Origin of the sequence: Streptomyces sp. NPDC052301, from assembly GCF_044593395.1 — a bacterium.
In the GTDB taxonomy this organism is placed as follows: Bacteria; Actinomycetota; Actinomycetes; order Streptomycetales; family Streptomycetaceae; genus Streptomyces.
The window spans coordinates 121,595-135,938 of record NZ_JBIUBE010000004.1; the positions used below are offsets into that span (position 1 = coordinate 121,595).

General features: G+C 72.6%; 15 protein-coding genes. 7 read left to right on the plus strand and 8 right to left on the minus strand.

What is annotated here, in order from left to right; all coding sequences use genetic code 11:
* Positions 1-164: 164 nt before the first annotated feature.
* Complete coding sequence (locus ACIHEJ_RS11460; RefSeq protein WP_400134261.1) at positions 165-455, minus strand: hypothetical protein; 291 nt, start codon at positions 453-455, stop codon at positions 165-167.
* 128 nt (positions 456-583) lie between these two features.
* Here ACIHEJ_RS11460 and ACIHEJ_RS11465 point away from each other — a divergent pair, with 128 nt between their 5' ends.
* Positions 584-1,159 carry a hypothetical protein gene (locus ACIHEJ_RS11465; RefSeq protein ID WP_400134263.1) on the plus strand — a complete coding sequence of 192 codons (576 nt, stop codon included), beginning with the start codon at positions 584-586 and terminating at the stop codon, positions 1,157-1,159.
* Between the two features lie 20 nt (positions 1,160-1,179).
* Here ACIHEJ_RS11465 and ACIHEJ_RS11470 read toward each other — a convergent pair whose 3' ends face one another.
* From ACIHEJ_RS11470 to ACIHEJ_RS11490, 5 genes are all read right to left on the minus strand, one after another.
* Positions 1,180-2,190, minus strand: a complete 1,011-nt coding sequence (locus ACIHEJ_RS11470; RefSeq protein ID WP_400134265.1) for an LLM class F420-dependent oxidoreductase — start codon at positions 2,188-2,190, stop codon at positions 1,180-1,182.
* Positions 2,191-2,298: 108 nt separating this feature from the next.
* Entirely contained in the window at positions 2,299-3,045 is a 747-nt protein-coding gene (locus tag ACIHEJ_RS11475; protein WP_400134267.1) for a hypothetical protein, read from the minus strand.
* A 116-nt stretch (positions 3,046-3,161) separates the two neighbouring features.
* Entirely contained in the window at positions 3,162-4,118 is a 957-nt protein-coding gene (locus ACIHEJ_RS11480; protein WP_400134269.1) for an N-acetylmuramoyl-L-alanine amidase, read from the minus strand.
* A gap of 22 nt (positions 4,119-4,140) precedes the next feature.
* Positions 4,141-4,794, minus strand: a complete 654-nt coding sequence (locus tag ACIHEJ_RS11485) for a class I SAM-dependent methyltransferase (protein WP_400134271.1) — start codon at positions 4,792-4,794, stop codon at positions 4,141-4,143.
* A gap of 94 nt (positions 4,795-4,888) precedes the next feature.
* The gene (locus tag ACIHEJ_RS11490; protein ID WP_400134273.1) at positions 4,889-6,634 is read right to left on the minus strand and encodes an MFS transporter; all 1,746 of its coding nucleotides are present in this window, start codon (positions 6,632-6,634) and stop codon (positions 4,889-4,891) included.
* Positions 6,635-6,796: 162 nt separating this feature from the next.
* Between ACIHEJ_RS11490 and ACIHEJ_RS11495 the strand changes: the two genes are divergently transcribed.
* The 5 genes from ACIHEJ_RS11495 (at position 6,797) to ACIHEJ_RS11515 (ending at position 12,167) form a co-directional block, all read left to right on the plus strand.
* Positions 6,797-8,020: a lipid-transfer protein gene (locus tag ACIHEJ_RS11495; protein WP_400134275.1), complete on the plus strand. Its 1,224-nt coding sequence runs from the start codon at positions 6,797-6,799 to the stop codon at positions 8,018-8,020.
* A gap of 64 nt (positions 8,021-8,084) precedes the next feature.
* The gene (locus ACIHEJ_RS11500) at positions 8,085-9,503 is read left to right on the plus strand and encodes an MFS transporter (protein ID WP_400134277.1); all 1,419 of its coding nucleotides are present in this window, start codon (positions 8,085-8,087) and stop codon (positions 9,501-9,503) included.
* A gap of 51 nt (positions 9,504-9,554) precedes the next feature.
* The gene (locus ACIHEJ_RS11505) at positions 9,555-10,745 is read left to right on the plus strand and encodes an ADP-ribosylglycohydrolase family protein (RefSeq protein ID WP_400134279.1); all 1,191 of its coding nucleotides are present in this window, start codon (positions 9,555-9,557) and stop codon (positions 10,743-10,745) included.
* 94 nt (positions 10,746-10,839) lie between these two features.
* Positions 10,840-11,379, plus strand: a complete 540-nt coding sequence (locus tag ACIHEJ_RS11510; protein ID WP_400134281.1) for a SigE family RNA polymerase sigma factor — start codon at positions 10,840-10,842, stop codon at positions 11,377-11,379.
* Positions 11,379-12,167 carry a hypothetical protein gene (locus tag ACIHEJ_RS11515; protein ID WP_400134283.1) on the plus strand — a complete coding sequence of 263 codons (789 nt, stop codon included), beginning with the start codon at positions 11,379-11,381 and terminating at the stop codon, positions 12,165-12,167. Before ACIHEJ_RS11510 ends, ACIHEJ_RS11515 begins: the two co-directional genes overlap by 1 nt.
* Before the next feature lies 1 nt (position 12,168).
* On the opposite strand, the gene ACIHEJ_RS11520 is transcribed toward ACIHEJ_RS11515, so the two are convergent.
* A complete protein-coding gene (locus ACIHEJ_RS11520) occupies positions 12,169-12,810 on the minus strand; it encodes a response regulator (protein ID WP_400134285.1) in 642 nt (213 codons plus the stop codon).
* Between the two features lie 44 nt (positions 12,811-12,854).
* Between ACIHEJ_RS11520 and ACIHEJ_RS11525 the strand changes: the two genes are divergently transcribed.
* On the plus strand, positions 12,855-13,016 hold the full coding sequence (locus ACIHEJ_RS11525; protein WP_400134287.1) for a hypothetical protein: 162 nt from the start codon (positions 12,855-12,857) through the stop codon (positions 13,014-13,016).
* Here ACIHEJ_RS11525 and ACIHEJ_RS11530 read toward each other — a convergent pair.
* Positions 12,979-14,253 carry a sensor histidine kinase gene (locus ACIHEJ_RS11530; RefSeq protein WP_400134289.1) on the minus strand — a complete coding sequence of 425 codons (1,275 nt, stop codon included), beginning with the start codon at positions 14,251-14,253 and terminating at the stop codon, positions 12,979-12,981. The genes ACIHEJ_RS11525 and ACIHEJ_RS11530 overlap by 38 nt on opposite strands.
* Positions 14,254-14,344: the final 91 nt, after the last annotated feature.

The following is a 14,344-nucleotide window of genomic DNA, read 5'->3' on the forward strand; positions in this document are numbered from 1 at the left end:
GCATGCGGTTGGCGATGGCGTGGCCCACGAACAGGTAGACCACGGCGGCCAGGCCGTAGCCGGCCACCACGCGGGCCCAGGCCTCGTCGAACGTGCTGTGTTTTCTGGGGGGTGCCCCCAGGCCCCCGGGTCGTGGGACCTGTGTGTGCCGGGGGTGGGTGGGCTCAGTGCCGGTGCATGCGGTTGGCGATGGCGTGGCCCACGAACAGGTAGACCACGGCGGCCAGGCCGTAGCCGGCCACCACGCGGGCCCAGGCCTCGTCGAACGTGAACAGGTCGTGGGACCAGCCGGCCAGCCATGTGGCGGCGTCATGGACGAACTGCACCAGGCTGTTGGCCCGGTTCGCGTCCAGCAGATACATCAGGATCCACAGGCCGAGGATCAGCGCCATGATGTCGGCGACGACCGCGACGACCGTGCCGGCCTGATTCGCACCGCGATATCGAGGGGACATACCTTCCGGATTGCCGGGCGCCGGGCGGTGAAACCCGTACGGCTGCCGTCAGGTGGCGCGGGCCACCGCCCCGGGTGAGGCTTCCGGAGGAAGCAGACCGCTCGGGGAGGACAAGTCCGGAGGACCCCGTGCCCGTACCCATACGGCGCCTCTGCGTGGCGCTCACCCTGTGCTGCGCCCTGCTGGCCGGTTCCACCGCGTGCGGCAGCAGCGACACGACCGGCACCACCAAGGCCGCCTCGGCGTCGCAGGCAGCGCCCGCCGCCGACACCCCCAGCCCGACCACGTCCGCGGAGAAGCGCAAGTTCGCCAAGACCCGCTTCGTGCTGGACGCGGGCCTCGCCGCGGGCGCGACGTACCAGTGGATCGTGAAGCCCTGGAAGGCGGGCAAGTTCAAGAAGGGCGCCAAGGGCCGCAAGACGGCCCTGGTCAAGGCCGCTCTCGCCGGTGCCTTCACCTACAACCGGCTCAAGGCGGCCAAGAAGAACGCCCAGGGCGATCCGACGCTGTCCAAGGCCCTCGCCCCGCTCAGCGCGGGCATCGCGGCCCTGAAGGACCTGCCGTCCAAGCTGCGCAAGGGCGATGAGAACGCGGCCAGTTCCTTCGACGACATCATCAACCAGGTCAAGGACGCGGGGAAGAGCGCGGGCGCCCCGGTCAAGGACAAGGTGCCCACGACCTCTCAGCTCACCAGGGGCAGCTAGGAGGCTTCGTGCGGGCCCCCCTAGCCGTTCAGTTCCGCCAGCACCCGCAGGGTGTGCGGGTCCGGTGACAGGGCCAGCAGGTCCGTCACCGGGCCCCTCCGCCACAACTCGAGCCGCTCGGCGATGCGTTCGCGCGGTCCGACGAGGGAGATCTCGTCGGCGAACGCGTCCGGCACGGCCAGCACGGCCTCCTCCCGCCGCCCCGCAAGGAACAGCTCCTGGATCCGCCGCGCCTCCTCCTCGTACCCCATGCGTGCCATGAGGTCGGCATGGAAGTTGCGGGCCGCGTGCCCCATCCCGCCGATGTAGAAGCCGAGCATGGCCTTCACGGGCAAGAGCCCCTCGGCCACGTCGTCGCACACCTTCACCCGGGCCATCGGCGCCACCAGGAACCCCTCCGGCACCTTCCGCACCGCCTCCCCGTACACCTGGGGCCGGCTCGGCGCCCAGTACAGCGGCAGCCAGCCGTCGGCGATGCGGATCGTCTGCGCGACGTTCCTGGGGCCCTCCGCGCCCAGCAGGACGGGAAGGTCGGGGCGGAGAGGGTGCGTGATCGGCTTCAGGGGCTTGCCGAGCCCGGTGCCGTCGGGACCCCGGTAGGGCAGCGGGTGGAACCGGCCGTCCACCTGCACCGGTGCCTCGCGCCGCAGCACCTGCCGTACGACGTCCACGTACTCCCGGGTCGCGGTCAGCGGTGACTCGGGGAACGGGCGGCCGTACCAGCCCTCCACCACCTGCGGCCCCGACAGCCCGAGCCCCAGCATCGTCCGCCCGCCGGACAGGTGGTCCAGGGTGAGCGCGTGCATCGCGGTGGCGGCCGGCGAGCGGGCGGCCATCTGGACAACGGCCGTACCCAGCCGAATCGTCGACGTGTGCGCCGCGATCCAGGTCAGCGGCGTGAACGCGTCCGAACCCCAGGACTCCGCCGTCCACACCGAGTGGTACCCGAGCCGCTCGGCCTCCCGCGCGAGCGCCACATGACCGGCGTCCGGACCGCGTCCCCAGTACCCGAGTGCGAGACCGAGCCGCATGCGCCTGCCTCCTGACGAATCGTCAGTTCTCCGATGGGAGGCGACTGTACGACAACGGCCCCGCGCCCGGAAGGGCGAGGGGCCGTCGCTGCGGCGGTGTGCGGGCGGTCAGCCGCGCTGGATGCCGGAGGTGTCCTGGAGCACGCCACGGCGGCCGTCCTGGGTCTGCGCGACCAGCGCGGCACCGCGCTGCTCGACGGCCAGGTACCAGGTGCCCGGCGCCAGTTCGGCGATCGGGGCCGGCGAGCCGTCCTCCGCGAACAGCGGACGGGTCACCGGCACGGCGAACCAGAACGGCGAGAAGTCCCCGGCCGGCGGCTGCGGCGCCGGGGCGCCCTGCGGCTGCTGCCCGAACGGCTGACCCGGCTGCGGCTGGGCACCGTACGGCTGCGGCTGGGCACCCGGGTAGCCGTAACCACCGGGCGGCTGCGCGCCGTAGGGCTGCGGGGCGGCCGGCTTGGGCGCCGGGATCAGCTCGGCCTGGAGCGCGGGGACCAGGGGCGTGGCGATGGCGGCACCCGCGAGGACGAGAGCGGCGATGAGACCGAGGATGAGACCGGCGCCGACGTCCGCGCCGTCCGGGGTGTCGATCAGCGACCACAGCAGCACCCAGGCCGCCATGAGGGGGAACGCGGTACCGACCTGCGCGAGGTCGAGCCCGAACACCTTGCGCTGCTGCGGCAGACAGCGGTTGACGACGATGAGGCCGGCACCGATCACCGCGCCCATGTAGACGCCCAGGCCCATGCCCAGGTTGTCCCACGCGTTCCCGCTGGCCGAGGAGCCGAGGAAGGAGTAGCTCTGGAAGGTGAGGAACGACGCGATGAACAGCACCACCGCTGCTCCGATCACCACGCCATCGCCTCTAGTGAGGGAGCGGATATTCACTTCAGGTCCTTCGTAAGTCGTCTCGTCGTCGGTAGACACTACCGTCCGCAAGATCGGGCTGTCCGCCCGGTTCCGCCCGACGGTCACGACTCGCGCAGGAAACTCACGATTCCCTCAGAGATCCCTTGCGCCGCCTTCTGCCGCCAGGCGCCGCTGCTCAGCAGTGCCGCGTCCTTGCTATCGCGCATGTTGCCGCACTCGATGAACACCTTGGGAACCGTTGACAGATTGAGACCACCCAGGTCCGTACGTGTGACGAGACCGGTACCTTCACCGAGGTAGTTGGACGGCGGCTCACCGGTGACGCGCAGGAACGTCCCCGCGACACGGGTGCCGAGGTCGCGCGAGGGCCCGACGATCGGCCGGGTGTCGGCGGCACCCGCGTGCACGGACCCCGGAAGGATCACGTGGAAGCCGCGGTCGCCCTCCGCGGAGCCGTCGGCGTGGATGGAGATGGCGGCGTCCGCGTGCGCCACGTTGCCGATCCTGGCCCGCTCGTCGACGCACGGCCCCCAGGGCGGGCTGTCCCCGTCGTGCGTCAGCTTCACCGTGGCGCCCTGCTCCTCCAGCAGGGTGCGCAGCCGGCGGGTCACGTCGAGGCTGAACCGGGCCTCGGTGTAACCGGCGTTGGTGGACGTCCCGGTGGTGTCGCACTCCTTGTGGTTGGTGCCGATGTCCACCTGGCGGTTGATCTCGGCCGTGTGCTGGAAGTTGCCCGGGTTGTGCCCGGCGTCGACGACGACGACCTTGCCCTTGAGTGGGCCGGAGCCGGCGGGTGCGGGCGTCGCGGGAGGCCGCTTGCCGTCGTCGGAGGGCGAGGTGGAGCGGGCCGGCGGGGACGAGGAGGCCGCGGTGGTGCGCGCGGCCGACGCGGAGGCGGCCGTACGGCCCGAGCCGTCGGAACCGCCGCCGCCCACCGCCTCGTACACCACCCAGCCGAGCAGCGCGCCGGGCACGAGCGCGGCGAGCGCGACGGTCAAAGGGCCGCGCCGGGGCCGGCGCGGCTGCGGGGGATCGAAGTCCGGGCCTACGTACGACACGTCAGCGACTCTAACCGGGGCGTCAGATCCCCGCTCGCGTTCGCCGCAGGACACGCAGGGAGCCGGCCACTGTGACCTCGGTGAACGCCCCGGATTCCAGTGCACGCAGATACACCCGGTAGGGCGCCTGGCCGGTGAACTCGTCCTCCGGGTGCGGGAAGACGTCGTGGATGACGAGGAGGCCGCCCTCGGCGACGTGCGGGGCCCAGCCCTCGTAGTCGGCGGCGGCGTGTTCGTCCGTGTGGCCGCCGTCGACGAAGACGAGGCCGAGCGGGGAGTTCCAGATTGCCGCGATCTGCGGGGAGCGGCCGACGAGGGCGACCACGTGCTCCTCCAGGCCCGCCCGGAACAGCGTGCGCCGGAAGGTGGGCAGCGTGTCCATCAGGCCGACCTCGGGGTCCACGGTCTGCGGGTCGTGGTAGTCCCAGCCGGGCTGCTGCTCCTCGCTGCCCCGGTGGTGGTCGACGGTCAGCGCGCTGACCCCGGCCTCCCGGGCCGCGTCGGCGAGCAGGATCGTGGAGCGCCCGCAGTACGTGCCGACCTCCAGCAACGGCAGCCCGAGCCGCCCCGCCTCCACCGCCGCCGCATAGAGCGCCAGCCCCTCGTCCACGGGCATGAACCCCTTGGCCGCCTCGAACGCTGCAAGGATCTCGGGCTTGGGGGAGGGCGCGGACATGGGGGGCCTTCCGGTCGTACGACTGTTCCGGGGCCCATGCTGCCGCACCCCCGGTCACGTGCGTGACCGGGGGTGCGGACAGCGCTCCGGAGCTCTAGGCGTGCACCGTCTCCCCGGGCAGCGAAAGATCCAGCTCGACAGCCCGCTCCTCACCGGAATGCGTGGCGGAGGACGCGAGCGGCCCATGGCCGGAGGCCTTCGCGGCCAGCACGTACGCACCCTGAGCCGGCACGGCGAGCACATAGCTGCCGTCCGCCTCGGAGACGGTCGCCCCCGCCTGCCGCCCCCGCCGGTCGATCAGCGTGACCTTGGCCCGGGCGACCGGCACGCCGGCGGCGTCCAGAACCCGGCCCCGGAAGCCTCGCAGCACCTCTTCGGCCCGCTCCAGCGAGGCGTCCTCCTCGCTGCTGGCCCGCAGCTGCGTGTGCTGCTGAACGGGGCGCGGGGCCTTCGGCAGGAACAGCGCGAGCAGCAGGCCGGCGGCGACGGCGGCCGTGGCGATCAGGAAGGAGACCCGGAAGCCGTGCATGGTCGGGACGGCCATGCCGCCCACGTCGTTCGCCGTGTTGGCCAGCACCATGCCGATGACGGCACTGGACACCGACGTACCGATGGACCGCATCAGGGTGTTGAGGCCGTTGGCCGCGCCGGTCTCCGAGGCCGGGACCGCGCCGACGATCAGCGCGGGCAGGGAGGAGTAGGCGAGACCGATTCCGGCGCCGAGGACGACGGAGGTGACGATCGTCTGCCAGGCCGCGTCCATCAGGCCGAGGCCGCCGCCGTAGCCGAGGGCGATGACGAGCAGGCCGATGATGAGGGTGGTCTTCGGGCCGTACCTGGCGGACAGCCGGGCGTAGACCGGGGCGGTGAACATCATGGTCAGGCCCAGCGGGGCCACGCACAGACCGGCGACGACCATGGACTGGCCGAGGCCGTAGCCGGTGACCTTCGGCAGTTGGAGCAGCTGCGGCAGGACCAGGGAGACGACGTAGAACGCGACGCCGACCATGATCGAGGCGAGGTTGGTGAAGAGCACGGCCGGGCGGGCGGTGGTGCGCAGGTCGACCAGGGGCGCCTGGACGCGCAGCTCGAACAGACCCCACAGCAGGAGGACGACGACGGAAGCGGCGAACAGGCCGAGCGTCGTGCCCGACGACCAGCCCCAGTCGCTGCCCTTGGTGATGGGCAGCAGGAGGAGGACCAGTCCGGTGGACAGGCCGATCGCGCCGAGCAGGTCGAAGGAGCCCTCCGCGCGCATCGGGGACTCGGGCACGACGAGCAGGGTGAGGACGATGGCGACGGCGCCGAGGCCGGCGGCGCCGTAGAACAGGGCGTGCCAGTTCATGTGCTGGGCGACCAGGGCGGCGGCGGGCAGCGCGAGGCCGCCGCCGACGCCTATGGAGGAGCTCATCAGTGCCATGGCCGAGCCGAGCTTCTCGCGCGGCAGCATGTCGCGCATCAGGCCGATGCCGAGCGGAATCGCGCCCATGGCGAAGCCCTGCAGGGTGCGTCCCACGATCATGGTGAGCAGCTGGCTGGTGAGCGCGCTGACCAGGGCGCCGACCACCATGACGGCGAGGCTGAGGACGAGCATGCGCCGCTTGCCGTACAGGTCGCCGAGACGGCCCATGATCGGGGTGGCGACGGCGCCGGACAGCAGGGTCGAGGTCAGGACCCAGGTGGCGTTGGAGGGGGCGGTGTCCAGCAGCTGCGGCAGGTCCTTGATGACCGGCACGAGCAGGGTCTGCATCACCGCGACCACGATGCCCGCGAAGGCGAGCACCGGGACCACGGCGCCGCTCGTTCGCCGAGCGGGCTGATCGGTCGTCGTGTCAGTCATTGAGTGAGGCCTCCCGTGAACATAAGTGTCCGGTAAACCTCGTATGCACAGGCAACTATTCCGTTGCTTCGGGCCTCTAATCGATTCTTGACCCGCTCATGGGTTTCTGATGCGGCGTCAGGGTCTGGCGCTCCGCTGGAACAGGTTCTAATCTCCTGCGTCATGAAGGCCTATGTCGCCGGGGTCGGGATGACCAGGTTCGAGAAGCCCGAGACCCGTGCGTGGCAGTACTGGGACATGGTGCGGGAGGCGGGGAGCGCCGCGCTGGAGGATGCGGGCGTCACCTACGCCGAGGTGGAACAGGTTCCCGTCGGCTACTGCTTCCAGCCCTCGACGGCCGGTCAGCGGGCCGCGTATGAGCTGGGTCTCACCGGCATCCCCGTCTACAACGTCAACAACAACTGCGCCACGGGCGCGACCGCGCTCATGCTCGCCCGGCAGCTGGTCGAGGGCGGCGCGGCCGACTGCGTGCTGGCGCTGGGCTTCGAGAAGATGAAGAAGGGGGCGCTCGGGGGCGGGGCGGACGGCGGGGACTTCCGGACGTCTCCCGTGGCCCGGCACTACGGCGTCATGGCCGCCCGGCACGGCTTCGAGGCGACCCCGCCGACCGCGCAGATCTTCGGTGACGCCGCCCGCGAGCACATGGAGCGGTACGGCACGACCGAGGCGCAGCTCGCCGCCGTCGCCGCCAAGAACCACCGCCACTCCGCGCACAACCCCCGCGCCCAGTTCCGCGACGTGTACGAGGTCGGCGACGTCCTCGCCTCCCGTACGGTCCACCGCCCGCTCACCAAGCTCCAGTGCTCACCGACCTCGGACGGCGCGGCGGCGGCCGTGGTGGTCTCCGAGCGGTTCGCCCGGGAACGGTCGCTGGACGGCCTGGTCGAGATCGCCGGGCAGGCGATGGCCACGGACACCGAGGAGTCCTTCGCGTCCGGCTCCTGCATCGACGTCGTCGGGCAGCCGATGTCCCGGGAGGCGGCCCGGCAGGCCTGTGGGCGCGCCGGTCTCGGCATCGAGGACGTGGACGTGATCGAACTGCACGACTGCTTCTCGATCAACGAACTGCTGACGTACGAGGCGCTCGGCATGTGCGCGCCCGGCGAGTCGGGCAAGCTGGTCGAGTCGGGCGCGACGACGTACGGCGGCCGGTGGGTGGTGAACCCGTCCGGCGGGCTGATCTCCAAGGGACACCCGCTGGGCGCGACCGGGCTGGCGCAGACGGCCGAACTGGTGTGGCAGCTGCGGGGACGGGCGGGGGAGCGGCAGGTGCCGGGAGCGCGCGTGGGCCTCGCGCACAACATCGGGCTGGGCGGGGCGGCGGTGGTGACGGTGCTGCGGGGGGTGGGGGCCGTACGGTCCGGCGACGCAGCGCCCGGGGTGTAGGCCGTACGACCTATCCCGCGGTGGTCCGAAATGCCGATGCAAGGACCGTCGGCGGCTTGAGACCATGACACCCATGCTCGAATCGGCCGTCACCTCACCCCACATATCCCGCCGCACCGCACCCCCGACCTGGCTGGTGGTCGCGCTCGCCTGCGCCGGTCAGTTCCTCGTCGTGCTCGACGTGTCCGTCGTGAACGTCGCCCTGCCCTCGATGCGGGCCGACCTCGGGCTCACGACGTCCGGTCTGCAGTGGGTGGTGAACGCCTACGCCATCGCCTTCGCCGGCTTCATGCTGCTGGGCGGCCGGGCCGGCGACCTCTACGGCCGCAAGCGGATGTTCCTCGTCGGCCTCGCCCTGTTCACCCTGGCCTCGCTGGGCGGCGGCCTGGCCCAGGACGGCTGGCAGCTGCTGCTGGCACGGGCCGTGCAGGGGCTGGGCGCCGCGGTGCTGGCCCCCTCGACGCTGACCCTGCTGACCTCCGCGGTGCCGGAAGGTCCGGCGCGGGCACGGGCCATCGCCACCTGGACCGCGGTGGGCGCCGGCGGCGGGGCCGCGGGCGGTCTGGTCGGCGGGGTGCTGGTGGACCTGCTGTCCTGGCGCTGGGTGCTGCTGATCAACGTGCCGGTGGGCGCCGTGGTGCTGGCCGGCTCGGTGCTGTGGCTCGTGGAGAGCCGGGCGGGGGACGGGCGGCGCCTGGACCTGCCGGGCGCGCTGCTCGTGACGGCGGGCCTCGCGGCGCTGGCCTACGGCATCGCGCAGACGGAGGCGGAGGGCTGGAGCGCGGCGGCGACCCTGCTGCCGCTGCTCGCCGGGCTGCTGCTGATCGCCGCGTTCCTGCTGGTCGAGGCGCGGACGGCGGCCCCGCTGATGCCGCTCGGCCTGCTCCGGGTGCGCTCGGTGGCGTCGGCGAACGCGGCGATGTTCGTCTCGGGCTCGGCCATGTTCTGCATGTGGTACTTCATGACGCTGTACGCCCAGAACGTGCTCGGCTACTCGCCGCTGGAGGCCGGCTTCGCCCTCGTGCCCAGCTCGCTCGCCGTGGTCGTCGGCTCCAAGCTGGCCCCACGCCTGATGCGGGCTGCGGGCGCGCGGTCGGTGGCGGTGGGGGGCACGCTGGTGGCCGCGGCCGGCTTCGGCTGGCAGTCGACGATGAGCGCGCACGAGGCGTACATCCCCGCGATCATGATCCCGGGCGTCCTCATGATGCTCGGGGCGGGCCTGGCCGCGACCCCGCTCGCCGCGCTGGCCACCTCCGGGGCGGCACCGGGCGAGGCCGGTGTGGTCTCCGGGCTGATCAACACCTCCCGTACGATGGGCGGTTCACTCGGACTCGCCGTGATGTCCACGGTCGCCGCGGCCGGCGCGGGCAGCGGCGACGGCCCGGCCGCGCTGACGGACGGCTACGCGCTGGCGTTCCGCGCGAGCACGGCGGTGCTGCTGGCCGGCGCGGTCCTGATCCGGGTGTGGCTGCCGCGGAAGTGAGGCGCGCGAGGGGACCGCACCGCGCCCGGTGACACGGGGAAGGGGGCCGGTGTGGCCGACGGGAAGGACGAGAAGGCCGCGCGGCGCAACGCCTTGCGGACGGAGTCCCGGATGCGCGGGATGCTGCTCGGGCTGGCTCTCGGCGACACGGTGGGCACCACTCGCGGCCGGCTGCCCACAAGCGGTCCGCTGCGCGCCGGCGTCAGCACCCAACTGGCCTGCTTCACCACCGAGGGCGTCATCCGCGCCTTCGTGCGCGGCGAACACAAGGGAATCTGCCATCCGCCCGGGGTGGCCCTGCACGCCTACTGCCGCTGGGCGGCCCTGCAGGGCATCGAGGTGGCGAGGATGCGGCGCCGCTGGGGCTCCCACATGAGCGAGAGGGCCTGGCCGGACGGCTGGCTCGCGAAGGTGCCCGCCCTCGCCGAGCGGCGGGGCAGCGCCCCGGCGACGGTGGCGGCGCTGTCCCGTGTCGGGGATCCCCACGAGTCGACGGCGACCCCGAGCCGTGGCTCGCACGCCCTGACCCGGACGCTCCCGGTGGCCTTCGCCGGGCTGCCCGGGGTACGGCAGGCCGGCGAGTTCGCCGGACTCACCCACGGCGACAGGGCCGCGCGGTCCGTCGCCGTGCTCGGCACCCTGCTGGTCCACCACTGCCTGACGACGCCTCCCCCCGAGCACGTTCCCGGTGCGGCGGGCCCCGCGGACCGTGCCGTCCGCGAGGCGGTCGAGGCCGCTGTCGCCGCCGTGCCGGACGTCGTCCGGCGGACCATGGAGGAGAGTGGCCCGACGACCCCCGGCGGCGGCTCGGCGGACGGCATCGCCGCGGCGGCGGCCGAGGAGCAGCGGTGGCTGCGGGAGGGGTACCGGTACGCCGTCGAGCAGCCCGCGCAGCCGGCCCTGCTCGCCCGTCTCGCACCGGACGCGACCGCACCCTCGGCGCTGCTCGGCGGACTGTACGCGGCGGTGTCCTTTCCGGGGCGCCAACAGATCACCGCTGCACTGGAGTTCGCCGCCGGTGCCCCGGACGGTCCCGCCGTCGCCTGTGTGACCGGCGCGTTGCTCGGTGCCGTCCACGGCGCCGAGGCACTGCCGGCGGACCGGGTGAGCCGGCACGAACTGGCCTGGATCCTCGACACGTTGGCCCGCGACATGCTCGCCCAGATCGACGACTCGCCCAGCGGCAGCGAATACGTCCAGGGCTGGGACCCGTACTGGTGGGACCGTTATCCCGGCTGGTGAACCCCGGCCGGGAGGGGATTTCTTCGTGATGTCCGCGACGGGAGGCAACGGTCCGGGCCGCTCATGGACTCCTTCTGACATCTAGGAGGTGCTCATGGGGGACGCGAAGAAGGCTCGGGACGAGGAGTTCCAGAGCTTCATGGTCGGCCGCTGGCCACGGCTGATGCGTACGGCCTTTCTCCTCACGGGGGAGCAGCACGCCGCCGAGGACCTGGTCCAGTCGACGCTCGAGCAGGTCTACGCGTCCTGGCGCAAGGTCGGCGCCGCCGACGACCCGGAGGCGTACGTGCGGCGGGTGATGATCAACGCGCATGCGCGCAGACACCGAAGAAGGCTGAAGGAGTTCCTGGCCCCGCGGGACGACTCGGGCCTGGTGCGCGAGGTGGCCGACACGGGGGACCGGATCGCGCAGGCCGACGACCGCGGCGCGCTGCTCCAGGCGCTCGCCCAACTGCCCGCGCGGCAGCGGGAGGCGGTGGTCCTGCGCTACTGGGAGGACCTGACGGAGACCCAGACGGCACAGGCGATGGGGTGTTCGGTCGGCACGGTGAAGTCCAATGCGGCCAAGGGGATCGCGAAGCTCCGCGCCCTGCCGGGACTGGCCGACACGGTCACGTACGGAGGGCGGAAGTGATGAGCGCGGACCGGGAGAACCACCAGATGACCGACATCACGCAGACGGACATCGCCCTCCTCCTCGCGGACGCGGCGGACGAGGTCGAGATCGGCGCAGCCCCCGTGCAGGCGGTCATCCGCGGCGGCCGGCGCCGCAGAGCCCGCCGCTGGGCGATGGCGTCCGCCACCGCCCTGGTCCTCGCGGGGTCGACGGGAGCGACGCTGGGGCTGGCGGGGCTGCCGGGCGGCCACGGCGACGGACAGCGGCCCATGGCGACGCAGCCGTCCACACCCGAGGCACGTCACGTCTACGAGCCGCAGGTAACGGAGTTGGCGCGCGGCACGGACCACGGCACCGGCTGGCGGGTGATCGTGACCGTGTGGGGAGCGCCGCGGGACAGGACGGAGGCGGCCGTGCAGCTGTCCGCGATGCGGAAGTACGGCATCGAGCCGGCCGTGCTTCCCGACAGCCGGCACCTGGTCGGGAAGACCTCGCACTACTCGGGCCTGTACTACGGCGACCACCACTTCAGAACGATCTTGTTCGACACGGTCAAGAAGTGGGAGCCCCTGTCCGGCACGGACTTGATGTCAGGGGCGGTTCCCCTGAACGCGGCGGACACCGACGGGCCCGAGCGGCTCGTGGTGGGCACGGTCGCCCTGACCGCCCGGCAGGTCAAGTGCGGCTGGAAGGACGGCACGAGCACCGTGGTCGAGCCACAGGCGGTGGCCGGTTCGCCGGTGGAATGGTTCGCGTGCGCGGCGCCGGCGGGGACGGCCTACAAGGACACGGAGGTGATCCGGTAGCTCACAGCCAGCCCTGCTGCCGCGCCTCCCGTACGGCCTCCGCCCGGTTCCGGGTGCCCGTCTTGCCGATCGCCGAGGACAGGTAGTTGCGCACGGTGGACTCGGACAGATGCAGTCGGCCGGCGATGTCCGCGGCGGTCGCCCCGTCCGCCGACGCCTTCAGCACATCGCACTCCCGGGCCGTCAGCGGACTGGGCCCGGCGCTGAGGGCGGCGGCGGCCAGCGCCGGGTCGACCACGGTCTCCCCGGTGAGCACGCGCCGGATCGCGGCGGCCAGTTCCTCCACGGGCCCGTCCTTGACGAGGAACCCGGACGCCCCGGCCTCCATGGCCCGGCGCAGATAGCCGGGCCGGCCGAAGGTGGTCAGGATCAGCACCCGGCAGTCGGGTGCCTGCCTGCGCAGCTCGGCCGCCGCGTCCAGGCCGCTGACGCCCGGCAGTTCGATGTCCAGCAGGGCCACGTCCGGCCGGTGGACGAGCACGGAGTCCACGATGGCGTCGCCCGAGGCCAGCTGGGCCACCACCTCGATGTCCTCCTCCATGCCGAGCAGCAGGGCGAGGGCGCCGCGCATCATGCCCTGGTCCTCGGCGAGCAGCACCCGGATGGACTTGGCGGGCCGGTGCTCCCGGGGCATCTCGTTCATGGGCTCAGGGTACGGCCGCGGTCCGGCCGGGAGGCCCGTCGGCCATGACTCCGGAACCCCCCCGGCGACTCCTGCGCCACTACCACCACCACCCGTACGTAGCGAGCGACGGCGGCTCCGACGACTTCGACAGCACCATGTCCGGGACCGACGACGTCGGCCGGGTGGTCAGCCCGCCCTGGGCGCTGCGGCCACCGCGTCCGTGAAATCAGCCGAATCCAGCGGGACTTCGGCGGTCACCGTGAAACCGCCGCGCGGCGACGGGCCGGCCGTGAGTGAGCCGCCCGCCGCCGCGAGGCGCTCGGTCAGCCCCTTCAGGCCCGTGCCGCCGATGCCCTCCCGGGGCCGGCCGGCGGCCTCCCCCGAGCCGTTGTCGGTCACGGTGAGCCGGGCCTGTTCGCCGCCGCTCTCGACAGTGATCTCGCAGCGGCTGGCGTCGCTGTGCCGGACGACGTTGGTGACCGCCTCGCGCACCACCCAGCCGAGCAGCGCCTCCGCCTGCGGTGCGAGCGGCGCGCCCGACTCGCGCACCACCGGCGTCACGCTCGCCGCGGACAGCGCCGAGCGGGCCCGGGTCAGCTCGGTGGCGAGGCTGCCCTCCCGGTAGCCGGTCACCGCCTCGCGGATCTCGGTGAGCGCCTGCCGGCCCACCGACTCGATGTCCGTGATCTGCCCCAGCGCCGCGTCCATGTCACGCGCGGCCAGCCGCCGGGCCGCCTCCGACTTCACCACGATCACCGACAGGGTGTGCCCGAGCAGGTCGTGCAGATCGCGGGAGAAGCGCAGCCGCTCCTTCTCCACCGCGCGCCGGGCCAGCTCCTCACGGGCGGCCCGCAGTTCCCGTACGGCCTCGGACAGGCCGAGGATCGCGGCGGTCACCATGCTGGAGATGAAGGTGGCGTAACCGATGCTCGATGCGGTGCCCCAGCCCTCGCGGACGTAGCAGACCGCACCCGCGTACACCGAGAGCAGCAGGCCCGTACGGCCCAGCCACGGCCCGCGCAGCGAGGCCCCCGCCGCCAGCCCCAGCAGCGGGAAGAACACCAGCCAGTCACCGCCGTACCCGAGGCCGAGGCCCGTGGTCAGCAGGCCCATCAGCGCCAGCGCCACCCGGCTGGAGACCGCCTCGCGCTTGGTCCGGTCGAAGGAGCGGAAGGTGACGTAGATGTAGAGCGAGTTGAAGGTGAGCAGGCCCAGGCCGCCGATCCACGGGTTCGGGGCCCTGCCCTGCAGGAGGTTGGAGAAGGCCCCCATTCCCATCAGCAGCCAGGGCAGCAGGGCGAAGCCGGTGGGCGGCGGGCCCGGATGGTCGACGTCCGGGTGTCCGCCCTGCTTGCGGGCGGCCCGTTGCGCGGCCCGGAAACGCTCGTGATCGGCCCGCCACTGGCGCCGCTCGGCCTGCAGTGCCCGTATGTGGCACCGGACTCCTCGCACCCACGTCATGTTCGTTCCCCCGATCGGACGGTCCCCGCCGCACGGCGGTACGACAGCACAGCGTACGAACCGAACATCCCGCCGGGGCAGAGGCGCATGT

Excerpts from the sequence above, each read along its gene's own strand:
- ACIHEJ_RS11525 (WP_400134287.1), top strand. The coding sequence starts at position 12,855 with ATGACTCCGGAACCCCCCCGGCGACTCCTGCGCCACTACCACCACCAC.
- ACIHEJ_RS11490 (WP_400134273.1), bottom strand. The coding sequence starts at position 6,634 with ATGACTGACACGACGACCGATCAGCCCGCTCGGCGAACGAGCGGCGCC.
- ACIHEJ_RS11530 (WP_400134289.1), bottom strand. The coding sequence starts at position 14,253 with ATGACGTGGGTGCGAGGAGTCCGGTGCCACATACGGGCACTGCAGGCC.
- ACIHEJ_RS11510 (WP_400134281.1), top strand. The coding sequence starts at position 10,840 with ATGGGGGACGCGAAGAAGGCTCGGGACGAGGAGTTCCAGAGCTTCATG.
- ACIHEJ_RS11485 (WP_400134271.1), bottom strand. The coding sequence starts at position 4,794 with ATGTCCGCGCCCTCCCCCAAGCCCGAGATCCTTGCAGCGTTCGAGGCG.
- ACIHEJ_RS11500 (WP_400134277.1), top strand. The coding sequence starts at position 8,085 with ATGACACCCATGCTCGAATCGGCCGTCACCTCACCCCACATATCCCGC.
- ACIHEJ_RS11495 (WP_400134275.1), top strand. The coding sequence starts at position 6,797 with ATGAAGGCCTATGTCGCCGGGGTCGGGATGACCAGGTTCGAGAAGCCC.
- ACIHEJ_RS11515 (WP_400134283.1), top strand. The coding sequence starts at position 11,379 with ATGAGCGCGGACCGGGAGAACCACCAGATGACCGACATCACGCAGACG.
- ACIHEJ_RS11470 (WP_400134265.1), bottom strand. The coding sequence starts at position 2,190 with ATGCGGCTCGGTCTCGCACTCGGGTACTGGGGACGCGGTCCGGACGCC.
- ACIHEJ_RS11520 (WP_400134285.1), bottom strand. The coding sequence starts at position 12,810 with ATGAACGAGATGCCCCGGGAGCACCGGCCCGCCAAGTCCATCCGGGTG.
- ACIHEJ_RS11460 (WP_400134261.1), bottom strand. The coding sequence starts at position 455 with ATGTCCCCTCGATATCGCGGTGCGAATCAGGCCGGCACGGTCGTCGCG.